20 protein-coding genes are annotated in these 21074 nt (G+C 74.5%); 9 read left to right on the forward strand and 11 right to left on the reverse strand.

Annotation, left to right across the window (positions count from 1 at the left end):
- Nucleotide 1: 1 nt before the first annotated feature.
- Together IHE55_RS28865 and IHE55_RS28870 are read right to left on the reverse strand one after the other, a co-directional pair.
- Nucleotides 2-811 carry an LURP-one-related family protein gene (locus IHE55_RS28865; protein ID WP_197992365.1) on the reverse strand — a complete coding sequence of 270 codons (810 nt, stop codon included), beginning with the start codon at nt 809-811 and terminating at the stop codon, nt 2-4.
- A gap of 48 nt (nt 812-859) precedes the next feature.
- Nucleotides 860-1522, reverse strand: coding sequence for a uracil-DNA glycosylase (locus IHE55_RS28870; protein WP_197992366.1), 663 nt, complete (start codon nt 1520-1522; stop codon nt 860-862).
- 329 nt (nt 1523-1851) lie between these two features.
- Here IHE55_RS28870 and IHE55_RS28875 point away from each other — a divergent pair, with 329 nt between their 5' ends.
- The 3 genes from IHE55_RS28875 to IHE55_RS28885 all read left to right on the forward strand — a co-directional run bounded on the left by IHE55_RS28875 (nt 1852) and on the right by IHE55_RS28885 (nt 4754).
- Nucleotides 1852-2943: an NADH:flavin oxidoreductase/NADH oxidase gene (locus IHE55_RS28875; RefSeq protein ID WP_197992367.1), complete on the forward strand. Its 1092-nt coding sequence runs from the start codon at nt 1852-1854 to the stop codon at nt 2941-2943.
- 319 nt (nt 2944-3262) lie between these two features.
- Nucleotides 3263-4045: a class I SAM-dependent methyltransferase gene (locus IHE55_RS28880; RefSeq protein WP_197992368.1), complete on the forward strand. Its 783-nt coding sequence runs from the start codon at nt 3263-3265 to the stop codon at nt 4043-4045.
- A 340-nt stretch (nt 4046-4385) separates the two neighbouring features.
- Nucleotides 4386-4754 carry an ArsR/SmtB family transcription factor gene (locus IHE55_RS28885; RefSeq protein WP_197992369.1) on the forward strand — a complete coding sequence of 123 codons (369 nt, stop codon included), beginning with the start codon at nt 4386-4388 and terminating at the stop codon, nt 4752-4754.
- 123 nt (nt 4755-4877) lie between these two features.
- On the opposite strand, the gene IHE55_RS28890 is transcribed toward IHE55_RS28885, so the two are convergent.
- On the reverse strand, nt 4878-5546 hold the full coding sequence (locus IHE55_RS28890) for a DUF305 domain-containing protein (RefSeq protein ID WP_372442802.1): 669 nt from the start codon (nt 5544-5546) through the stop codon (nt 4878-4880).
- A gap of 175 nt (nt 5547-5721) precedes the next feature.
- On the opposite strand from IHE55_RS28890, the gene IHE55_RS28895 reads away from it, so the two are divergent.
- Nucleotides 5722-7224, forward strand: coding sequence for an LVIVD repeat-containing protein (locus tag IHE55_RS28895; protein ID WP_197992370.1), 1503 nt, complete (start codon nt 5722-5724; stop codon nt 7222-7224).
- Nucleotides 7225-7319: 95 nt separating this feature from the next.
- On the opposite strand, the gene IHE55_RS28900 is transcribed toward IHE55_RS28895, so the two are convergent.
- Both IHE55_RS28900 and IHE55_RS28905 read right to left on the reverse strand, forming a co-directional pair.
- Nucleotides 7320-7952, reverse strand: a complete 633-nt coding sequence (locus IHE55_RS28900; protein ID WP_197992371.1) for a TetR/AcrR family transcriptional regulator — start codon at nt 7950-7952, stop codon at nt 7320-7322.
- A gap of 988 nt (nt 7953-8940) precedes the next feature.
- The gene (locus tag IHE55_RS28905; protein WP_197992372.1) at nt 8941-9630 is read right to left on the reverse strand and encodes a type III effector protein; all 690 of its coding nucleotides are present in this window, start codon (nt 9628-9630) and stop codon (nt 8941-8943) included.
- A gap of 129 nt (nt 9631-9759) precedes the next feature.
- Here IHE55_RS28905 and IHE55_RS28910 point away from each other — a divergent pair, with 129 nt between their 5' ends.
- Together IHE55_RS28910 and IHE55_RS28915 are read left to right on the forward strand one after the other, a co-directional pair.
- On the forward strand, nt 9760-10194 hold the full coding sequence (locus IHE55_RS28910; protein ID WP_197992373.1) for an Hsp20/alpha crystallin family protein: 435 nt from the start codon (nt 9760-9762) through the stop codon (nt 10192-10194).
- A gap of 115 nt (nt 10195-10309) precedes the next feature.
- The gene (locus IHE55_RS28915; RefSeq protein WP_232266971.1) at nt 10310-10741 is read left to right on the forward strand and encodes a DUF2267 domain-containing protein; all 432 of its coding nucleotides are present in this window, start codon (nt 10310-10312) and stop codon (nt 10739-10741) included.
- A 290-nt stretch (nt 10742-11031) separates the two neighbouring features.
- Here the strand turns inward: IHE55_RS28915 and dnaK are convergent, their stop codons facing one another.
- A complete protein-coding gene (gene dnaK, locus IHE55_RS28920; RefSeq protein ID WP_197992374.1) occupies nt 11032-12897 on the reverse strand; it encodes a molecular chaperone DnaK in 1866 nt (621 codons plus the stop codon).
- Nucleotides 12898-13172: 275 nt separating this feature from the next.
- Here dnaK and IHE55_RS28925 point away from each other — a divergent pair, with 275 nt between their 5' ends.
- A complete protein-coding gene (locus IHE55_RS28925) occupies nt 13173-13622 on the forward strand; it encodes a GNAT family N-acetyltransferase (RefSeq protein ID WP_197992375.1) in 450 nt (149 codons plus the stop codon).
- Nucleotides 13623-13883: 261 nt separating this feature from the next.
- On the opposite strand, the gene IHE55_RS28930 is transcribed toward IHE55_RS28925, so the two are convergent.
- Nucleotides 13884-14819, reverse strand: a complete 936-nt coding sequence (locus IHE55_RS28930) for a TIGR03564 family F420-dependent LLM class oxidoreductase (RefSeq protein WP_197992376.1) — start codon at nt 14817-14819, stop codon at nt 13884-13886.
- Between the two features lie 156 nt (nt 14820-14975).
- Between IHE55_RS28930 and IHE55_RS28935 the strand changes: the two genes are divergently transcribed.
- Entirely contained in the window at nt 14976-15470 is a 495-nt protein-coding gene (locus IHE55_RS28935; protein ID WP_197992377.1) for a YbaK/EbsC family protein, read from the forward strand.
- 228 nt (nt 15471-15698) lie between these two features.
- On the opposite strand, the gene IHE55_RS28940 is transcribed toward IHE55_RS28935, so the two are convergent.
- Complete coding sequence (locus tag IHE55_RS28940) at nt 15699-16619, reverse strand: NADP-dependent oxidoreductase (protein WP_197992378.1); 921 nt, start codon at nt 16617-16619, stop codon at nt 15699-15701.
- A gap of 533 nt (nt 16620-17152) precedes the next feature.
- On the opposite strand from IHE55_RS28940, the gene IHE55_RS28945 reads away from it, so the two are divergent.
- A complete protein-coding gene (locus IHE55_RS28945; RefSeq protein ID WP_197992379.1) occupies nt 17153-17611 on the forward strand; it encodes a DUF732 domain-containing protein in 459 nt (152 codons plus the stop codon).
- Nucleotides 17612-17985: 374 nt separating this feature from the next.
- Here the strand turns inward: IHE55_RS28945 and IHE55_RS28950 are convergent, their stop codons facing one another.
- The 3 genes from IHE55_RS28950 to IHE55_RS28960 form a co-directional block, all read right to left on the reverse strand.
- Nucleotides 17986-18342 carry an ArsR/SmtB family transcription factor gene (locus IHE55_RS28950; RefSeq protein ID WP_197992380.1) on the reverse strand — a complete coding sequence of 119 codons (357 nt, stop codon included), beginning with the start codon at nt 18340-18342 and terminating at the stop codon, nt 17986-17988.
- Nucleotides 18339-19751 carry an MFS transporter gene (locus IHE55_RS28955; protein WP_197992381.1) on the reverse strand — a complete coding sequence of 471 codons (1413 nt, stop codon included), beginning with the start codon at nt 19749-19751 and terminating at the stop codon, nt 18339-18341. Before IHE55_RS28955 ends, IHE55_RS28950 begins: the two co-directional genes overlap by 4 nt.
- Nucleotides 19752-19898: 147 nt before the next feature.
- On the reverse strand, nt 19899-20312 hold the full coding sequence (locus IHE55_RS28960) for an SRPBCC family protein (protein ID WP_197992382.1): 414 nt from the start codon (nt 20310-20312) through the stop codon (nt 19899-19901).
- Nucleotides 20313-21074: the final 762 nt, after the last annotated feature.

Here is a 21074-nt window from a genome sequence, read left to right on the forward strand (position 1 = left end):
ATTAGCCGAACCCGCGGGCGTCCTGCTTCAGGGCGGTGTCCACGGTGAGCGCGGTCGCCACCACCAGGCTGAGCAGCGGGTCGGGCAGCTGCCGGTGGATCTGGAGCACGTAGTTGTCGGCCGTGGTGAACATGGTCTTCGCCAGGCCCTCCCACGTCTTGGTGATCCGGGCGATCTCGGTGTCGGTGTGGTCCACGATGGAGAAGTTCCAGGCGCGCCAGTTCTCCGCCTTGATGGCGCCCACCCGCTGCCCGTTGGCCTCGATCGAGAAGTTGATCTTGCCGATGGCGTTCTGCTGGACGATCTCGCCCACCAGCTGCCCGTTCGGGCGTTCCACGATCACCCGGGACTTCACGAACTTGCGGGGGCGGGTGAGGACCAGGTGCGGCTGGCCCTGCGCGTCCCGGATCTCCAGCCGGTGGGTCATGAACTGGTCGAGGCTGGAGACGAAGCGGGCGACCTTCTTCAGCGTGGACTGGCCGACCTGGACCACCGAGCCGAGCGTGCGGCCCTGCTGGTCGAACACTCCGTACTCATTGGTGAGCTCGATGAGCTTGGCCTTCTGGTTCACGACCAGCACCGGCTCGGTGAAGAGCGTGCCCCCGCCGGCCCCGGGCTGCACCACGCCCGCCTGCTGCTGCACCTGGCGCTGTATCTTCGCCGGGTCCGCGACCGGCTGCTGCGGTGCCTGGCCGGGCCGGCCGGGGTGGGTGTGCTCGGTCCACCGCGTACCGTCCCACCAGCGCAGCAGGTCGGGGGTGCCCTGCGGGTCGGCGTACCAACCCGCAGGAGTGTTCGGATGTGTGGTCATGACGGGCAGGGTACCGCCCGGCCGCCGGATCGCCCCTCAAGGGACGGTTCAGGGCAGCCGCCACTCCACCGGCGCCGCACCCTGCCGTACCAGCAGGTCGTTGGCCCGGCTGAACGGCCGGGAGCCGAAGAAGCCGCGGTCGGCCGACATCGGGGACGGGTGGGCGGACTCCACGCTCGGCACGTCACCGAGCAGCGGGCGGAGGTTGCGGGCGTCCCGCCCCCACAGGATCGCCACCAGCGGCCGGCCGCGCGCCACCAGCGCCCGGATGGCCTGCTCGGTGACCTCCTCCCAGCCCTTGCCCCGGTGCGCCGCGGGCCGGCGCGGCGCGGTGGTGAGCGCCCGGTTCAGCAGCAGCACGCCCTGGCGGGTCCACGGGGTGAGGTCGCCGTTGGACGGCCGCGGGTGCCCCAGGTCGGCGTGGAGTTCGCGGTAGATGTTCTCCAGGCTGCCGGGGAGCGGGTGGACGTCCGGGGCGACCGAGAAGCTCAGCCCCACGGCGTGCCCGGGGGTCGGATAGGGGTCCTGGCCGACGATGAGCACCCGCACGTCGTCGAACGGCTGCTGGAAGGCGCGCAGGACGTGCGGGCCGGCCGGCAGATAGGTCCGGCCCGCGGCGATCTCGGCGCGCAGGAAGTCGCCCATCGCGGCGATGCGGTGGGCCACCGGCTCCAGTGCCTTGGCCCAGCCCGGTTCTACGATTTCGTTCAACGGTCGTCGCGCAGCCACGATCCGTCACTCTATCGGCTCAGCGGGTGAGCCCTCGCCCGGCCACCGTCCGCCGGCCGCACCGCGACGCCGGAACGCCGCATCCCCCGCCCGGACCCGCCGCGCCATGGGGCCGCCGGCGGCCCGGCCCCGCCCCGCCGTCCCGGTCCCGGTGCCGGGTGTCAGGTGCCGGGGGAGGGGAGCGGAAGCGGTCCGGACACCGCCGGCAGCCACTTGTACGAGTGGTGTCGTAATTCGATGAGCGTCGTAGTACGGTAACCACCGGACCAAGCGTGGCCGAGTCCCGCACCGGGCGAACAAGGAGTCCTTACGTGAGCGCGCTCTTCGAACCGTGCACCCTCCGGTCGTTGACGATTCCCAACCGGGTCTGGATGGCGCCGATGTGCCAGTACTGCGCCGAGGTGACCGGGCCGGAGGCCGGTGTGCCGCACGACTGGCACTTCGCGCACTACGCCGCGCGCGCCACCGGAGGCACCGGCCTGATCCTGGTCGAGGCCACCGCCGTCTCCCCGGAGGGCCGGATCAGCATCGCGGACCTGGGCATCTGGAACGACCGGCAGGTGGCGGCGTTCCGCCGGATCACCCGTTTCCTCAAGGAACAGGGGACCGTACCCGGCATCCAGCTCGGGCACGCCGGGCGCAAGGCGTCCACCGGCCGGCCGTGGCAGGGCGGCGGACCCGTCGGCCCCGACGGGCACGGCTGGACCACGCTCGCCCCCAGCCCGGTGCCGTTCGACGAGGGGTACCCGGTGCCGGTCGCGCTGTCCACCGACCGGATCGCCGGCATCGTCGGCGAGTTCGCGGACGCCGCGCGCCGCGCGCTGGACGCCGGGTTCGAGGTGCTGGAGATCCACGGGGCGCACGGCTACCTCATCGGCGAGTTCCTCTCCCCGCACAGCAACAGGCGCACCGACGCCTACGGCGGGTCCTTCGAGAACCGCACCCGCTTCGCCCTGGAGGTGGTGGACGCGGTGCGGGCGGTCTGGCCCCGCGAACTGCCGCTGTTCTTCCGGGTCTCGGCCACCGACTGGCTCACCGAGAACGGGGCGGGCGAGGGCTGGACCGCGGACGAGACGGTGCGGCTGGCCCGGCTGCTCAAGGAGCACGGCGTGGATCTGCTGGACGTCTCCACCGGCGGCAACGCGGCCCGGGTCAGCATTCCGACCGGACCCGGGTACCAGGTCCCGTTCGCGGCCCGGGTCAGGGCCGAGAGCGACCTGGCGGTGGCCGCCGTCGGACTCATCACCGAGCCCCGGCAGGCGGAGAAGATCCTGCTCAACGGCGAGGCCGACGCGGTCCTGCTCGGCCGGGAACTGCTGCGCGACCCCTCCTGGGCGCGCCGGGCCGCCCGGGAGCTCGGCGGTTCCGTCGCCGTTCCGCCGCAGTACCTCCGGTCCGTCTGACGCCGGGCCGCCCGTCCGCCGTACGGCGGTGCCCGGTGCCGGTGCCCGCGCCCGGCGCGGCGCCCCGGGCCGCTGGGACCCGTGTCCGCGGCCGCGCCCCCAGGCCTCGCGGCAGAGCCACCGCGCCCCGGGGTCCGCGGCAGGGCCACCGCGCCCCGGGGCGCCCGCCCCACCCACCGCGGAATCCGAGCTTCCGTGCGCCCGCCCTTCACCTCCTCACCGGTGCGCCGGGACCGCCGGCGCGCCGGGCTGCTGTGCCATCGTGGCGACCCCGTGATCCACCGCCGCCCGTGGCGACGGCCCGTGAGAGGAGCTGAGGATGGCCCCGCACCAGACCGGGGGGAGCCGGCAGCTGAGTGTCGAGGGGGAGGCGTACCGGCACGCCCTCGGCCGGTTCCTGGCCGGCACCGACGAGAAGGCGGTGACCCACACCTATCTCGACGGGGTGGTGCGGCGGCTCCCCGCCCGGCGGGTGCTGCTCGACGTCGGGCCGGCCGACGGCGGGACCACCCGGCACCTCGCCCCGGCCTTCGAGCGCACCGTCTGCATCGAGCCCAGCGAGCCCATGCGGCGCGCGCTGCGTCGCAACTGCCCCGGTGCTCAGGTGCTTGCGGAGCCGGTGCTGGAGGCGGAACCGGGCGTCTCCGCCGATCTGGCCCTGCTCGGCCACGTCCTGTACTACGTGCCGCGCCCGCAGTGGCTGGCCACCGTGCTGCGCATCCTGGAGTGGGTCGAACCGGGCGGAAGCCTGCTGGTGCTGCTGCAGAACCCGGAGAACGCCTGCATGCGCATGGTGCGGGAGTTCACCGGCTCCCGTTTCGACCTGGCGGAGCTGGCCGACGAGCTGACCGCCGCCGGGTCCCCCGCGGTCGGCCCGGTGACGCTGGAGACCCTCCCGGCCCGCTACCACGGCACCGATCTGCGCGAGACCGTCGAGGTCGCCGAGTTCCACCTCTGTGTACCGACCGAACCGCCCGGCGTCCCGCTCCCGGATCCGGACGAGGTGGAGCGGTACGTGCGGCGGCACTTCTCCGACCCGGCGGGCGGCTTCACGATGACCCACGACCAGGACGTGCTGCGCATCGACCGCCGCGCCGGGTGACGCGGCCCGCCCCTCGCCGCGGGGCGGCCCCTCGCACCCGGGCAGCCGCCTCGCCGCCAGGACGGGTCCCCGCCGCCCGGACGGTCACCGCGCCCCCGGGCGGAGCCGGCCCCGTACGGCGGGCCGGGTCCGCAGTACGGGGCGGGCCACGGCACCGGCGGGGGAGCGGGCCCGGTGGGCCGTTGTCCCGCCGGCGGCCTCCCGCCCCCGCGCGTACCGCCGCACCGACACCGAACGGCGACGGCACCGGACCGGAGCCGCCGGGCCGGCACCACCCGGCGGTGTGTCGAAGTACGATGACTCTCGTACGAGTGCCCGCAGCGATCAGCGAGGAGCGGCTGTGCCGACCCGGACCACGACCCCCGAGGCGACCCCGCAGGGCCGCCTGCTGGAACACCCCGACACCGCGGACATCCGCCTGGAGGCGGTGCTGCACGCGCTCTCCGATCCGATGCGGCTCAAGGTGGTGCGCACCCTGGCCGAGGAACCGGGGGAGCTGTCCTGTTCGGTCTTCGACCTGCCGGTCAGCAAGTCCACCAGCACCCACCACTTCCGGGTGCTGCGGGAGAGCGGGGTGATCAACCAGGTGTACCGGGGCACCGCGAAGATGAACGCCCTGCGCCGCGCGGACCTGGACACCCTCTTCCCCGGACTGCTCGACAGCGTGCTGCGGGCCGCCGCCCGGCAGGCCGGACGGCTCGGCGGCTGATCCGGCCCGCGCCGGGTGCACCCGGCGCCGGACGCACCCGGCGCGGGCGGGTCCGGCACCGGCGGACGCCGCCCCGGCCGGCCGCCCGCCACACGGCGGTCCCCCCGGGGCCGGCGCCGGTGGTCACCGGAGTTCCCGCATCCGGCGGATCTCGATGCTCTGCTGCGAGATGACGTCGCCGGCCATCTCCTCCACCAGGACGTTGTTGCCCGACTTCAGCACATCGGTGGCCATGGTGACCGCCCCCTGGTGGTGGGTGATCATCAGGTCCAGGAAGAGCTGGTCGAACGCCTCGCCCCGTGCCGCCCGCAGCTCGTCCAGCTGTTCGGCACTGGCCATCCCGGGCATCGACGCGTGGTCCCGGTGCCCGTCGTGACCGCCCTTGTCGTGGTCGGCGTGGTTGGTGAGCCAGCCCTCCATGGCGGTGATCTCCGGACCCTGGCCGGCGGCGATGCGCTCGGCGAGCTTCTTCACCTGCCCGGACTTCGCCCGGTCGGGGGCGAGCTGGGTCATCACCAGGGCCTGCCGGTGGTGCTCGATCATCATCCGGACGTAGCCGAAGTCGGCCGAGTTGGGGGTGTCGTCGTCACCCGCCCGGGCGGCCTCCCCGGCGGACAGGGTCTTCGCCGGCTCGCCGGGAAGACCGGGGGCGATCACGGCGGGGGAGCCGTCGCGGCCCTCCGGCTCCCCGTCGCCGCCCGACTCACAGCCGGTCAGGGCGAGCGCCGCCAGCACCAGCGCCGCGGCCGGCGCGGATACGCCCCGGCGTGCCGTCGTCCGACGGTTGAACACTGCGACCTCCAGCCACAACAGGGAGGGATCCGGCAAGCGGGTCCATGACAGTGACCGTACTAGCACGTCCCTGGCTGATCGTGATCAGAAAAGTTCATTACGTGTGTGTTGCCATCTGTTGTTGTGTACATGTGTGGCGCGATACTGCCGAGGGCCGTGAACGGTTCAACTCCGAATGACCTTGAGGGAGTACGCAGTGAAGTCATGGCACCGACCATCGACGCGACACAGATATCTAGGCGCGGCCGCCGCCGCGTTCGGCCTGGTGGCTTCCCTGCTCACGGCCGGTCCGGCGATCGCCTCGCCCGACCCGGGCAACGGCCGGGAGAGCAGGCCCGTGACCGAGGCCCAGAAGACCGAGGTCCAGGACGCCATCGACAGCGGTGACATACCCGGCGTGGACCAGGTGGTGCACAGCGACAACGTCACCCACCTGGCGAACATCCCCAAGCAGGCGCTGAAGGGGACCAACTCCGACCTCGCCTTCCAGGGCAAGTACGCCTTCGCCGGCAACTACGACGGCTTCGTCATCTTCGACGTGAGCGACCCGAAGCGGCCGAAGACCGTCAGCCAGGTGCTGTGCCCCGGGGCGCAGAACGACGTGGCCGTCTCGGGCGACCTGCTCATCCTCTCCACCGACTCCTCGCGCAGCGACAACTCCTGCAACAGCACCACGCAGCCGGCCAGCGAGAAGTCCTCCTGGGAGGGCATCAAGGTCTTCGACATCAGCGACAAGCGGAACCCCCGGTACGTCGCCGCCGTCGAGACCGCGTGCGGCTCCCACACCCACACCCTGGTGCCGGACCGCAAGGACGTCTACGTCTACGTCTCGTCCTACGCGCCCAGCGCCGCCTTCCCCGACTGCCAGCCGCCGCACGACGGCATCTCGATCGTGAAGGTGCCGCGCGCCAACCCGGAGAAGTCCGCCGTCGTCGACTTCCCCGTGCTCTTCCCGGACGGCGGCAACCCGGGTGACGACAGCAAGCCGGACATGGTCCCCACCACCGGCTGCCACGACATCACCGCCTTCCCCAAGCTGAAGCTGGCGGCGGGCGCCTGCATGGGCGACGGCATCCTGCTGGACATCGCCGACCCGGCCGCGCCGAAGGTCATCGACCGCGTCGAGGACCTGGAGAACTTCTCCTTCTGGCACTCGGCCACCTTCAACCAGCGCGGTGACAAGGTGGTGTTCACCGACGAGCTGGGCGGCGGCGGCGCGGCCACCTGCAACGCCGAGGTCGGCCCGGACCGCGGTGCGGACGGCATCTACGACATCACCGGCAAGGGCAAGCACCGCAAGCTGGTCTTCCGCAGCTACTTCAAGATCCCGCGCCACCAGGCCGACACCGAGAACTGTGTCGCGCACAACGGCTCGCTCATCCCCGTCAAGGGCCGCGACATCATGGTCCAGGCCTGGTACCAGGGTGGCGTGTCCATCTGGGACTTCACCGACTCCAGCCGCCCGAAGGAGATCGGCTACTTCGAGCGCGGCCCCCTGTCCACCGACCGGCTGGTCGGCGGGGGCTCCTGGTCCGCGTACTACTACAACGGCCACATCTACTCCAACGACATGGCCAAGGGCTTCGACGTCCTGAAGATCGACGACCGGCGCACCGATGGCGCCGAGCGGGTCCGGCTGCGCGAACTCAACGTGCAGACGCAGCCCGACTACCGGTGACCGGCGGCCGGTTCGGCGGCTCCCGTCCGGCACCGGCCGGACACCGGACCGCCGGACCGGCCGCACACCGGCACCGCTGACGCCGCACGCCGGCGTCAGCCCTCCGGCAGCACCGGCGCCCCGCTGGGTGGTTCCGCACTCGGCGGGGCGCCCTGGTGCCACTCCAGCCCGTAGCGGTGGAACAGTTCGGCGCGCAGCCGCTCCGGCGGCATCGGCGCCCCCGGCAGCAGGATCGCCACCACCGCGCCCATCAGCAGGGCGCGCAGCAGCAGATAGTCGGTGTCCGGCTTGTGAGAACCGTACGCGGCGACCGTACGGCGGAGCAGCATCGCGAGCTTCTGCTGCTCCGGACACTGCACGAAGCCCTCGGCGGTGAGGATTCCCGCCATGTGCGTGCGCATCAGCCGCGGCCGGTCCCGGGCCAGCCCCAGGATGGCGTCGATCGCCCGGGCCAGCTGCTCCCGCCCGTCGGCGGGCAGCGGTTCCCGCTCCAGCGCGGCCGCCAGCTCCAGGTGCATCAGACGGTGCACCGCCGACTGGAGCATCTCCCGCTTGCTCGGGAAGTAATAGGAGACCAGGCCGCGGGCCGCACCGGCCCGGTCGGCGATGTCGGCCAGCGTCGTGGCCTCGTACCCACGCTGGTCCACCAGCTCGACCGTCGCCTCCAGCAGGCGTGCCTGGGAACGCCGCCGTAGCTCCTCATTGACCGATGCGCTCCGGGGGGACATCCTGTAACTCCTGCGTTGACTGGCTCGAAGCCAATATACTCAGGTGTCGCCGGATGTCCGAGCCGCCGCCGAACGGATGCGGACGCCGCGACCGCCGTCGGTTCCGGGCGACACGGGGGATCGCCCGGAATCCCCGGTGAACCGGCCCATGGCATGGCGGGCCACTTGCGCCGAGCGGCCCGCGAGGCGGATCCGCCCACCCTTTTCACGCCACTCCATCATGGCGTGCGAAACGCCCCGCGACCGGGGTGCGGGAGCGCGCCCACTGTGATGACCTGCCCGGACGCACACCGCTCACGATCCGTCACTTCTCCGTGGGCGACGCGTGAGCGGCCGGAAGTCAACGGTGAGCGGATCCAGGCGGGGCCACGGCCTGCCCGTCCGCCGCCATCCGGTGGGGGGCGTTCGCCACGGCCGGGGCACCCGTCATGCCGGTGGCGTCGCCCGCCTGACGGGAGTGCGGCGACGGGCCGGGAAGGCCGCTCGGGGCCGGCCGGCTCGGGCACGTGCCCGGCCCCGCGGCACCCACCCGCCCACGGGAAGCGCGGGCCCGACGGGACGCGCCGGCCCAACGGGTAGGACCGGCCTGCGGGAAGCGCCGGCCCAGCGAGAAGGACCGTGGCGGGGTGTCCGCCGCGCGGGGGGCGGTGACGCGGCGTGCCGCCCGGTGGCGGCGCGGCGGGGCACCGGACCGGGTGTCATGGACCGGCCCCGCTCCGTGGTGCGTTCGGTGGTTTTCCGTCACCGCGCGGTGTGACACGGCACCGGTCCGCCGGGCGTGTCGCGCGGCGGTGTGGTGATGTCTCCTCGCCCTGTTCCTCCGGGAAACCCCAAGGAGAATTCCATGCGCGTACGTGCCGTCCTGGTCGCCGCCGCGGCCCTGTTCATCGCCGGCTTCGGGGTCACGCCGACCGCTGTGGCGGCCCCCGCCGGCCTGTGCATCAACGGCTACTGCCTCTGATCCCGGCTCCGTCGCCGGTCCGTGTTCTCAGCGCGGACCGGTGGAGGAAGCGGGGGTCCCGCGCCGCTGGTCGTCGCTGTCCTGGCGGAGCCGCTCGGTGTGCCGGGTGATGCTCTCGATGCGGGCCGCCAGCTCCGGGTGGCCCGCCTCCAGGTGCGGCCGGGCGGCGGTGAGCGGTGCGACGAGGCGCGCGGCGTCGTTGTCGGCGAGAGCCCGGTCCAGGTCGCCCACGTGGGACCGGGCCGCACGGGGCAGATCGGTCAGTGAGGTGATCTGCCCGGCCAGGCGGCGCAGGTCGGCCGCGTTGTGCCGGGCCCACGCGGCGACCGTGCGGTCCGCGGCCCGGCGGTCCCGGGTGGCCTTCACCCGCTGCTCGCCGGTGGTCTCGGCGGCCCCCGGCCGCAGCCGCAGATAGCGGCGCTCCGCCGCCTGGCGGCTGGCCACCCCCAGCGGCCCGGCGAGGTCGGCCCAGCTGGCTCCCGCGTCCCGGGCGGCCTCGATGAGGCCGGACTCCCACCCCGCGAGCCGTTCGCGGACCTCGCGCAGCAGCAGCAGGCAGGCCAGCGCCTGGTGCGGACCGTCCGCGGTGCCGGTGGGCTCCTCGGCCGCCTGCCCGTCGTGGGCGGCGCGCACGGCCTCGTCGATCACCTTCAGCGCCGCCGCGGCGGCGAGGAAGGACGCGGGCGCGGGGTTCTCGGTCCGCTTCGCTGCGGGCACGGATCCTCCTCTCCCGGACGCGGTGGGGGCGTCGTCCTTGGGATGACATCACACTTGTCGTCGTTCCGATGACATGTTACAACGGAGGCAGGTGAAGCGCACTGGCAGAAATGTTGGAGGTGTTTCACGATGCTGATGCGCACCGATCCGTTCCGTGAGCTGGACCGCCTCACCGAGCAGTTCCTGGGCAGGAGCGGCACCTGGACGCGGCCCTCCGCGATGCCGATGGACGCCTATCGCGAGGGTGAGGAGTACGTCATCGCGCTCGACCTCCCCGGGGTGGCCACCGACGCGATCGACATCGACGTCGAGCGGAACATGCTGACCGTCAAGGCCGAGCGCCGCCCCGTGGCCCGCGGCGACGACGTGCAGATGGAACTCTCCGAGCGGCCCCTCGGCGTCTTCTCCCGCCAGGTGATGCTGGCCGACACCCTCGACACCGAGAACATCAAGGCCGACTACGAGGCGGGGGTGCTCACCCTCCGCATCCCGATCGCCGAGCGCGCCAAGCCGCGCAAGATCGCGATCGGCGGGGACGCGACGCGCAAGGAGATCCGCGGCTAGCGGAAATCTCCAGGCATCAACGGCGCAGGGCGGGGCAGACGACGGCAGAGAGCGGCAATCCCGGCCCCGTCCTCCCCGCTCCGGACAACAGAACAGAAAGGTGACCGAGCTAGCGATGTCCCACCAGCTTGCAGCGAACCGGCCCACCGCGGTCATGTCGTTCGACCAGATGCTGGAGACGGTGCGGTACGAAGGCGCGTACCCCACCCGCGAGCGTGCCGAACAGGTCGTCCGCGCCGTCCTGGCCGCACTGGGCCGGCAGCTCACCGGGGAGGAGCGGGTGGCCCTGGCGGCCCATCTCCCCGAGGAGGCCGCCCGTGTCTTCGCCTCCGAGATCCCGGGCGAGTCCCTCACCGGATGGGGTTTCGTGAAGGACCTCGCCTCCCGTACCGGAGGCACCCCCGCCACCGCCCGCTGGGACACCGGCACGGTCTTCGCCGTCGTCTCCCGCATCGTCGGGCCCGACCTGGTCACCCGCATCATCGGCGTGCTCCCCAGCGGGTACGCGCTGCTGTTCGGCCGGGCGGAACTCGCGCCGGCGGCCTGACCGGCCCGGCCGGGAACCCGCGCGCCGTACCCCGCCGGACCCGCTGCCGTGTGGAGCGGGCCCGGCGGGGTACGCGGCGCGGAGCCCGGTGCGGTGGCCGGCCCACCCGTACCGGGCCGCTCCGGCCGGCAGGCCCCGTACGCCCCCGGCCCGGGGGGTGCTCGCCGAAACTCCCCCTTCACCGTCGTCGCGGACGGGCGACGCACCCCCGGGCCCGGGACCGCGGGTGGCGGCCCGGTGTCACCCCGGCCCCCGGGGGGCACCGGTGAGGCCTGAGGGGTGGCACCAGGTCAGTCGCCGCCCTCCTTCCGCTGCCGCTCGTCGTCGACCACCTCGGCGTCCACCACGTCCTCGTCCGCCCCGGGAGCCTCCCCGGCACCGGCCCCGCCAGGCGCGGCCCCGGACTCCGCGGACCGCGCGTACAACGCGCTGCCGATCTTCTGCACGGCGGTGGCCGCCTTGTCGGTGGCGGCGCGCAGGGCGGCGGTGTCCTCGCCCTTCAACCGCTCCCGCACCTCGGCCAGCGCCTGTTCCACCTCGGTCCGGGTCTCCGCGGGAATCCGGCCCTCGTTCTCCCGGAGCAGCCGCTCGGTCTGGTGGACGAGCTGTTCGGCCTGGTTGCGGGTCTCGGCGGCCTCGCGCCTGCGGCGGTCCTCCTCCGCGTACTGCTCGGCCTCCCGCACCATCCGGTCGATGTCGTCCTTGGGCAGCGAGGACCCTCCGGTGACCGTCATCCGCTGCTCCTTGCCGGTGCCCAGGTCCCGGGCGGAGACGTGCATGATCCCGTTGGCGTCGATGTCGAAGGTGACCTCGATCTGCGGCACCCCCCGCGGGGCCGGCGGCAGGCCGGTCAGCTCGAACATGCCGAGCTTCTTGTTGTACGCGGCGATCTCCCGCTCACCCTGGTAGACCTGGATGGCCACCGAGGGCTGGTTGTCCTCCGCGGTGGTGAAGGTCTCCGACCGCTTGGTCGGGATGGTGGTGTTCCGCTCGATCAGCTTGGTCATGATGCCGCCCTTGGTCTCGATGCCCAGGGACAGCGGGGTGACGTCGAGCAGCAGGACGTCCTTGACCTCGCCCCTGAGGACACCGGCCTGCAGCGCGGCGCCGACCGCCACCACCTCGTCGGGGTTCACCCCCTTGTGCGGGTCCTTGCCGGTCAGTCCCCGCACCAGCTCGGTCACCGCGGGCATCCGGGTGGAGCCGCCCACCAGAATCACGTGGTCGATGGCGGACACCTCGACCCCGGCGTCCCGCACCGCGTTGTGGAACGGCGTCTCGCAGCGCTTCAGCAGGTCCGCGGTGAGCTGCTCGAACTGCACCCGGGTGAGCTTCTCCTCCAGGTGCAGCGGCCCCTCGGGGGAGGCGCTGATGTAGGGCAGGTTGATCGTGGTCTCGGTCGCGGCCGACAGCTCGATCTTCGCCCGTTCGGCGGCCTCCCGCAGCCTCTGGAGCGCCATCCTGTCCTTGGCCAGGTCCACTCCGTAACCGTTCTTGAACCGGGTGACCAGGTGATCGACGATCCGCTGGTCCCAGTCGTCGCCGCCGAGCCGGGTGTCGCCGTTGGTGGACCTGACCTCCACCACCCCGTCACCGATCTCCAGCAGGGACACGTCGAAGGTGCCGCCCCCCAGGTCGAAGACGAGGATCGTCTGGTCGCTCTCCTTGTCGAGCCCGTAGGCCAGGGCGGCCGCCGTCGGCTCGTTGACGATCCGCAGCACCCGCAGCCCCGCGATCTCGCCCGCCTCCTTGGTCGCGGTGCGCTGCGCGTCGTTGAAGTACGCCGGAACCGTGACCACGGCGTCGGTCACGTCCTCGCCCAGGTACGCCTCCGCGTCCCGCTTGAGCTTCTGCAGCACCCGCGCCGAGATCTCCTGCGCGGTGTAGCGCCTGCCGTCGATGTCGCCGCTCTCCGGGAACCGCCAGCCGCTGTCCCCCATGTGCCGTTTGACCGACCGGGCGGTGCGGTCCACGTTGGTCACCGCCTGGCGCTTGGCGATCTCCCCGACCAGCACGTCGCCGCCCTTGGCGAACCCCACGACCGAGGGGGTCGTACGGGCGCCCTCGTGGTTGGTGATGACCGTCGGGTCACCGCCCTCCAACACGCTCACCACGGAGTTCGTGGTCCCCAGATCGATCCCGACCGCGCGAGCCATGTCCTTCTCCCTCCTGCACGCCCCTCGGTCGGGGAGCACGCACCCCACCCGCCGTCGTACCGCGGGCGCGTGCCGGCCCCGGCCCGCCCCGGTGGGTGTGGGCCCCGGGTACCCGGATGACCGCCCCTCACCGCCGATACCAGTGCTATCCGTGATAAAACGCCCGTCGAGCGCTGTCAAAGGGCCGGGCGGAGACGGGGAAGGGGCTGGTCGGCGGCCGCCCACCACCTGGGGCTGTAAGGGGTGATGTCGCTCTCCGCCCCTATACTGCGGGGATGATTCCATCAACGATCACCCGGGCCGTCCCGGCGGACGCGGACGACATCACCGCCCTCATCCGGTCCTCGGGCGTCTACCGGGGCCCTTACGCGCCGATGACCGCCGGCTACCTGGTCACCCCCGAGTACATCGCCCGCCACCAGGTCTTCAAGGCCGTGGACCCGGACGGCCGGCTGCTGGGCTTCTACTCCCTGCTGGTGGAGGAGGCCGAACTCGACCTGGCCTTCGTGGCGGACGAGGCGCAGGGGACCGGGATAGGCCGGCGGCTGATGGAGCACATGAAGGAGCGGGCGGCCCGGGCCGGGCTGTCCGCGGTACGGGTGGTCTCCCACCCGCCCTCGGAGGACTTCTACCGGCGTGTGGGCGCCGAGCGCGTCGGGACCGTCGCCCCCGTACTGCCGAAGATCACCTGGGAGCGGCCCGAACTGCGGTTCACCATCGCCTGAGCGGTGGCCCCCGCCGGCCTGCCCCGGGGCGGCCCGGTCCCCGCACGCGGCAGCCCGGTGGGGTGCGCCGAACGCTGCCCGCGCCCCGGCCCGGGGCATGGTGGCGGCAAGGCCCGGCCCGGGCACGGTGGCGGCAAGGCCCGGGCCGCGGCCCGGGCCCTCCCTGCCGCGCGGGGCGGACGACGCGGCCGGGGACCCCCGGGGCAGGGGGCGTGGGGAGCGGTGGGTCCTGGATCGGGTGGGTGCCGGGGCGGCGGGACGCTACCGGCCCGCGGCGAACTCGCCGAGGAACGTCCAGGTGCGCAGCCGCTCCTCCTCGGTCCCGTGGCCGGTCTGGGTCACGATCAGCTCGGTCGCCCCGGCGTCGAGGTGGCGCCGCAGCTCCGCCGCCACCGTCTCCTCGTCGCCGAGGACCATCAGGTCCCCGGCCCGCTCGACGTCCCCCCGGTCCAGTACGGCCCGGTAGGACGGGATGCCCTCGTAGAAGGCGAACTCCCGCCGCGCCTTCTCGCGCAGCTCGGCCGCGCGGGCGGTGACCAGGGCCGGGACGGCGGCGACCACACGCGGGGCGGGACGTCCGGCCGCCCGCGCCGCGCCGGTGAGCGCGGGCACCAGGTAGTCCTCCAGGGCCTTGGGGGAGGCCAGGAACGGCAGGGTGCCGTCGGCGAGTTCGGCGGTGGCGCGCAGGGCCTGCGGGCCCATCGCGGCGACCAGGACGGACGGCGGCCGGGCGCCGGGGACATCGGTCGGGCCGAGGACCGTACGGGCGTGCAGGGTCTCGCCCCGGAAGTCCACCTCGCCGTCGTGGAGCAGGGTGCTCAGCGCGGTCAGGTACTCCCGCAGATGACGGATGGGACGGGCGTAGGGCACCCCGTAGCTGTCCTCGACGAGGAACTTCGCCGACAGCCCCAGCCCGAGGTCGAGACGGTTGCCGGTGGCGGCCTGCGCGGTACGGACCTGGGCGGCCAGGGTGATCGGGTGCCGGGGGTGGATCGGCACTACGGAGGTGCCCAGGCGGACGCCCGGGACGGCCTGGCCGGCCAGCGCGACGAGCGACAGCGCGTCGAGGTGCTGCTGCTGGGAGAACCACACCGCCTCGATGCCCGCGTCGGCGGCGGCGCGCACCCGGTCGATCAGGCCCGTCACCAGGTTGGCGTGGTGCTCGTCGCCCGCGGGCAGGGCGATGCCGATGGTCATCCGTGTATCCCCTTCGTCCGGGTGGTCCCCGGCGCGGCGCGCCGGGGCCCCGGTGCGCTCAACGGGCCCCGGCCGCACGGGTATTCCGCCCGGTGTGACGGCTGCGTGAACACCGCCGCGCCCGGTGCCGGACCGGGGAACCGCTAGCGTTGCCCCATGACCATCCCCGACTCCACGACCGCCGCCCACCCGCTGTTCGCCCAGGCCCTGCGCGAGCTGGGTCTCGACGTCGAGGTGCGGCGCTTCCCCGACGCCACCCGGACCGCCGCCGAGGCCGCCGCCGCGATCGGCTGTGAGCTGAGCCAGATCGTCAAGTCACTGGTCTTCGAGGCGGACGGCGAGCCGGTGCTGGTGCTCATGGACGGCGCCTCCCGGGTCGACACCGAACGGGTCCGCGCCGAGCTGGGCGCGGAGGCCGTCCGGCGGGCGGACGCCGGCACCGTACGGCAGGCCACCGGCTACGCCATCGGCGGCGTGCCGCCCTTCGGCCACCGGACGAAGACCCGGGTCCTCGCGGACCGGGGCCTGCTGGCGCACGACACGGTGTGGGCCGCGGCGGGGACCCCGCACACCGTGTTCCCCATGGAACCCGCGACCCTGATCCGCCACGCGGGCGGCACGCCGGCGGACGTCCGGGAACGGTCCGCCTGACGTCCCGGCGGCGGGACCGGCCCGGACCGCCGCGCGGGCCCGGCCCCGTGCGGGCTCCCGCGGGCCGGACGGCGTCGCGTGCGGCGCCCCGGGACACCGGCGCGGGACACCGGCGCCACGGCCCCGGGGGCACGGGCGGACCGCGCCCCGGTGGCCGTCCGGACCGCTGCCGGACCGTGCCCCGCCCCCGTCGTCCGGGGCCGCTGCCCGGGGCCGCCGGCCCGCGCGTCAGGGCATGATCACCAGTTTGCCGCGGGTGTGCCCGGTACGGCTGGCGTCCAGCGCCTCGCCGGCCCGGTCCAGCGGAAAGGTACGGGCGACCTCGACGGTGACGGCGCCGCGTTCCACGAGCGCGGCCAGTTCGGCGAGCTTCGCGCCGTCGGGGCGCACCCACACCCAGTGGCCGCCGTGCTGCTCCACCTCGGGGTCGGCGACCGAGATGTGCCGGCCGCCCGGCGCCAGCACGGCCCGGGTGGTCTCCAGCTGGCCGCCGACGAAGTCCGCCACCGCGTTCACCCCTTCCGGCGCCAGCTCCCGCACCCGCTCCGCCAGCCCCTCGCCGTACTCCACGGGTTCACCGCCCAGGGAGCGGACGAAGTCGTGGTTGCGCGGCGAGGCGGTGCCCAGCACCCGGGCCCCGCGCTCCACGCCGAGCTGCACCGCGATGCTGCCCACCCCGCCCGACGCCCCGTGCACCAGAAGGGTGTCACCGGAACCGGCCCCGAGGCGGTCCAGGCTGCGCAGCGCGGTCAGGCCGGCCAGCGGCAGCCCGCCCGCCGGGGCCCACTCCAGCGCCGCCGGCTTCCGGGCGACCGCCTGGGCGTTCACCGCGACGTACTCGGCGAAGGTGCCGGCCTGCACCACGTCCTTGCGGGCGTACGCCATGACCTCGTCGCCGACGGCGAACTCCGGGGTGTCCGCGCCGAGCGCCCGCACCACCCCGGCGACGTCCCAGCCGGGCACGACCGGGAACACCGCATCCATCAGTCCGTCGAGACCACCCGCCATGACCTTCCAGTCCACCGGGTTGACGCCGGCCGCCCGCACCTCGATCAGGACCTGACCGGGCCCCACCTTGGGATCGGGGATCTCACCGAGCGTCAGGCGGGAGTTGTCGGGGGCGTAGGAGTCGTAGCTGACGGCGCGCATGGACCGGCCTTTCTGCCGAGGGACGGGGTACGTGCCGGCGGTCACCTGAGGTGCCGGGCACCAGCCCACCTTGCCGGGTGCGGCGGGATGATGCCCGCCGGCGGGCCCGCGTGTCGGGCCGGCCGACGGCCCGCGGGTGGTGCCGGTGGGCGGCACGCCGATGCGTCTGCCGTGCGGTGCCGTCCGTCCGGGCCGGCGGGTGGCGTGTCCACGGGCCGGCGCGCGGCATGTCCTCCGGGCGGGTCCACGAGGGCGCCCGGCCCGTCCCGCCGGTGCGGGTTCACCCCGGGCGCCGGGCGGGCCGGCACGGTGGGGGAGCGCGGCCGGCGAGCTGGGCGCCGGACGCCGCGGCGCACACCGCCCGCCCGGCCGTGGCACCCGCGCCGGGCGTGGCACCCGCGCCGGGCGGGGACCGCGCGCCGGGCGCGGACCGGGGTGCGCCCCGCCCCTCCCCGCAGGGCGGGAGGCCGCGGGCGGGACCGGCGTGATAGGCATGGGCGGTTCGTGAAGGCACCACCCAGGGGAGAGGCTTGATGGAGCGGATGAAGGCGCTCGGCATGGTGGCGGGCGCGCTGGTGATCGGCGTCGCGGGGCTGACCGGATGCTCCGACGACGACGGCGGGGACGCCGCCGCCGACCGGCCCGGGCGCAGCGCCGGCGCCCCGGCGGAACCGGGCGCCGACGCTCCGGCGGAATCCGGCGCCGACGCCCCCGCCGCCGAAGAGGCTTCCGCCGTCCCGTCCCCCGACCCGGCGCAGACCGCGGACCTGCTGAAGCGTCTCGGGGAGATCCACCCCACGCTCGCCACCGAGCAGGACAAGGCCGTGTCGCGGGCGCGCAACGTCTGTGACGACGCCCGGTGGAGCGAGGGGGACGACGCCGGGGTCAACGCCCGGGCCGCCGACCGGTTCAGCGGGGGCGGGACGCCGGCCCTCACCCCGGAGCAGGGCGCCCGCATCGTCACGGCGGTACGGGAGACGTTCTGCCCGTGACCGGTCACGGTGGCCGAATGGTCGGTGACCGGTCACCGGGCGGCCCGGGGCCGAGGGACCACGCGAGTGGGGTGAGCCCGGGGCAGGAGTCCGTCGGGCGACCGGCTCCGGGCCGGCCCGGGCCGGTGAACGGCGGCCCCGGGGACGCCGGCCGGGCCGGCCCAGGACACCGCCGGGCCGGCCCCGGCCCGTTCACCCTTGCCGCGGCCGGACCCCGGCCCGCACCGCCGTGGTACGCAGCCCGTCCCGCGGGCCGGCCCCGCCGCCCGCGGACCCCGTTCGGCCGGCACCGTCCGTGGGCCGGGGGACTTCACGCGACACCCGGGCCTTCGGGACCGGCCGGCGCAGGTGCACCGGCGCCGGGGAACCGTGGGTCAGTCGTGCGGCGGGAGGCGGCCGATCTGATGGTCGGCGACGCTCAGCGCCTCGGCCACCAGCCGCTTGAGGTGCCCGTGCCGCAGTGCGTAGACCATCCGGCGGCCGTCCTTGCGCGCGGTGACCAGGCCCGCCAGCCGGAGCTTCGCCAGATGCTGACTGACCGACGGACGGGCGGCCCCGCACCCGGCGGTCAGCGTGGCGACGTCCGCCTCGCCCTCGACGAGCTGCCGCAGCAGCGCCAGCCGGGTCCGGTCGGCCAGCAGGGCCAGCACCGCCACCGCGGCGTCCAGTCGTTCACCGTCGTCCACCAGGTGCGAAGGGTGTGCGGCCGCCGCCCGCGCGCGTGCGCTCATGCGCCCATCGTAGGACGCCCGCTCCGCCGCGGGACCCGGACGGGGCGCCCCCGGCCGGCGGGGCGCAGCGGCCAGCGGTCGTGCAGGTCGTCGATGACGAAGTGGTGCGTGTGCCGCCAGCCGGCGCCGGTCCGTCGAGCGCCGGCCAGGTGCGGGTGCCCGTCCCCCAGAGCGGTGTGCACATGGGCGAGACGGGCGGGGTCGCCGGCCGGCCACAGGCGCCGGGCCGCCAGCGCCGCGGCCAGGGCCACCGCGCCCAGCACCAGCGCCGCGCCGTCCAGGCCGGCGGTGGCCCCCAGCCAGCCGGCCAGCGGATAGGTGAGCAGCCAGCAGCCGTGGGAGAGGGAGAAGTGCGCGGCGAAGGCGCTGGTGAGGTCGGCGGTGCGGGCCGAGCGGCGGATCAGCCGTCCGGTCGGCGTCACCACGGCCGACTCGGCCAGCCCCAGGGCCGCCCAGGTGGCCAGCAGGACCGGCCAGGACCAGCTGCCCGGGCCCAGCCGGGTCGCCGCCGCCAGCGCGGTGAGCAGCAGTGCGGAGGCGAAGGCCGCGGGCAGCATCAGCGTGCGGTCCGCGACGCGGCGGGAGAGCCGGGGCAGCAGCAGCGCGGCGGTCATGGACCCCGCCCCGTACGCGCCCAGGGCCAGCGGTACGTCCCGGGCCGCCCGGCCGAGGTCGTCGCGCACATGGACGACGGTGTTGACCAGCACCGTCGAGCCACCGGCGGCGACCGCCAGGGTGAGCGGCAGCAGGGCGCGCAGCCGGGGGGTGGCGAGGAAGAGACGGATGCCCCGGGTGGCCCGGTCGCCGAAGCCCGCCGCCCGCGCCTCCGGCCGCGGCCCTGCCTGCGGTACCCGGGTGCGCAGCACCAGGACGGCGGAGACCAGGAACCCGGCGACGGTGCCCAGGAAGAGGGTGGGGTGGTCGATCCGGGTCAGCAGGACCGCGGCCAGCGCCGGACTGAGGACCATCTCCAGGTCGTACGAGAGCCGGGAGAGCGACAGCGCCCGGGTGTAGTCCTCCTCCGCGGGCAGCAGCCTGGGCAGCAGCGACTGGAACGCCGGGGCGAAGGCGGCCGAGGCCGACTGCAGCACGAAGATCAGCGCGTACACCTGCCACACCTCGGTGACCAGCGGCAGGGCCATGGCCACCACCGCCCGGACCAGGTCCGCGGCGACCAGCAGGGCGCGCGGCGCCATCCGGTGGGTGAGCGCGGCGATCAGAGGGGCCAGGCCCACGTAGGCGACCATCTTGATCGCCAGGGCGGTGCCCAGCACCGTTCCCGCCCGGTCGCCGGCGAGGTCGTGGGCGAGCAGTCCCAGGGCCACCGTCGCCAGGCCGGTGCCCACCAGCGCGATGCTCTGGGCCAGGAACAGACGGCGCCAGGCGCGGTCGCGCGGTACGGACAGCACGGTCCCTCCCGGGTGGCGGTGGTCTCCGCCCCCACTCTATTCAACACGTGCGCATCCATGCACCTGTTTGTCGTGCGGACGCCCCGCCCGGCCGGGCGGGGCGCCGGGGGAGCCGACGGGGCGTGCCCAGGTCGGGGCCGCGCGAGGTCACCCCGGGGCGTTGTCCGCCCGGATCCGCACCTGCTCCGCCAGCCGCTCCAGACTGCTGTCGAGGGCCTGCCGCACCGCGTCCGACGGCGGGGCGTGCCGCTCGTCGAAGAAGGACAGATGGACCGTGACCTCGCTCGCCCCGCTCCCGATGCCCGCCACCTGGAGCCAGCCGGTGTACCGGCCGCTGTCGCGCGTTCCCCACTCCAGCCGCAACTGGTCCTGATGGGCCCGGAACAGCCCCGGTTCGTCCTGCCCGGTGCGGTCCTCGTGGACCGTGACCGCCGGCAGGTCGTCGGCGCGGACGTGCAGGTCACGCGGGAGCCAGCTGTCCATGCGGCTCACCTGGCTCGCCTGGTCGAAGACGTGCTCCGGCAGCGCCGGCATGGTGCGCGAGCGTTCGTACTCGGTCATCGGCGTCATCCTCCGTCCTGACGGGATCGTTGCCGGGCGAGTGCCCCGATCCCGGCGAAGAAAGCCCCGAAATCGCCCGTTCCGCGGCGCCGGTGGCCGGTCCGCGCCCGCCCCCCGGGCCGAAACGGGACGGTGTGCGATGTCTTGTCGCCCGGGATACGGGCTGGCTAGACTCCGCCGGAGTTTCACGCGCTGCACATTTCCTTCATTTTGTGATCATTCTGTGATCCGCGCTCGAAAATCTTCATGCTCTGCACGGAAGACGTGCTCATCAGGGGGCCGAAGTGGGACGAGGAAGTGACGCACGGGTGACGGGGGTCTTAACGTCCCGCCTCCGGGTGGCCCGGCCCCCGGCCGCCGGACCCGCGCCGTTACCCGCGTGCCGGCCGCACGGTGCGGTCCCCGGAGCACCACGGCCCGGGGCCCGGGTGCCGGGCCGGAGCCGGTGATGGCCGACGCGACGGCCGGCAGACCCGGCGCTCCCGGTTCCCCGCACCATCGGCCCGCCGCGCGGCAGCCCGCCACCGCCGCCGCCCTCGTCCCCGCCGCCCCGACCCCGCCCTCGTCCCGGCCGCCGTCCCCGCCCCTGGCGGCCCGGGCCGCCACCCCCCGCCCCCGCTCCCGCGCCGGCCCCCGTCCAGGCCCCCGCCGTTCCCGCCGCCCCGGCCGCCGCTCCCGTCCCCGCCGCCCCCGTCGCCCGGGTGCCCGCTGTTCCCCTCGCTCCCGCCCGGGTCCCCGCCGTTCCCGCCGCTCCTGTCCCCG

Origin of the sequence: Streptomyces pactum (genome assembly GCF_016031615.1) — a bacterium.
Lineage (GTDB): Bacteria > Actinomycetota > Actinomycetes > Streptomycetales > Streptomycetaceae > Streptomyces > Streptomyces pactus.

Excerpts from the sequence above, each read along its gene's own strand:
- IHE55_RS28865 (WP_197992365.1), bottom strand. The coding sequence starts at position 811 with ATGACCACACATCCGAACACTCCTGCGGGTTGGTACGCCGACCCGCAG.
- IHE55_RS28880 (WP_197992368.1), top strand. The coding sequence starts at position 3,263 with ATGGCCCCGCACCAGACCGGGGGGAGCCGGCAGCTGAGTGTCGAGGGG.
- IHE55_RS28895 (WP_197992370.1), top strand. The coding sequence starts at position 5,722 with ATGACCTTGAGGGAGTACGCAGTGAAGTCATGGCACCGACCATCGACG.
- IHE55_RS28900 (WP_197992371.1), bottom strand. The coding sequence starts at position 7,952 with ATGTCCCCCCGGAGCGCATCGGTCAATGAGGAGCTACGGCGGCGTTCC.
- IHE55_RS28910 (WP_197992373.1), top strand. The coding sequence starts at position 9,760 with ATGCTGATGCGCACCGATCCGTTCCGTGAGCTGGACCGCCTCACCGAG.
- IHE55_RS28915 (WP_232266971.1), top strand. The coding sequence starts at position 10,310 with ATGTCCCACCAGCTTGCAGCGAACCGGCCCACCGCGGTCATGTCGTTC.
- dnaK (WP_197992374.1), bottom strand. The coding sequence starts at position 12,897 with ATGGCTCGCGCGGTCGGGATCGATCTGGGGACCACGAACTCCGTGGTG.
- IHE55_RS28925 (WP_197992375.1), top strand. The coding sequence starts at position 13,173 with ATGATTCCATCAACGATCACCCGGGCCGTCCCGGCGGACGCGGACGAC.
- IHE55_RS28930 (WP_197992376.1), bottom strand. The coding sequence starts at position 14,819 with ATGACCATCGGCATCGCCCTGCCCGCGGGCGACGAGCACCACGCCAAC.
- IHE55_RS28935 (WP_197992377.1), top strand. The coding sequence starts at position 14,976 with ATGACCATCCCCGACTCCACGACCGCCGCCCACCCGCTGTTCGCCCAG.
- IHE55_RS28940 (WP_197992378.1), bottom strand. The coding sequence starts at position 16,619 with ATGCGCGCCGTCAGCTACGACTCCTACGCCCCCGACAACTCCCGCCTG.
- IHE55_RS28945 (WP_197992379.1), top strand. The coding sequence starts at position 17,153 with ATGGAGCGGATGAAGGCGCTCGGCATGGTGGCGGGCGCGCTGGTGATC.
- IHE55_RS28950 (WP_197992380.1), bottom strand. The coding sequence starts at position 18,342 with ATGAGCGCACGCGCGCGGGCGGCGGCCGCACACCCTTCGCACCTGGTG.
- IHE55_RS28960 (WP_197992382.1), bottom strand. The coding sequence starts at position 20,312 with ATGACCGAGTACGAACGCTCGCGCACCATGCCGGCGCTGCCGGAGCAC.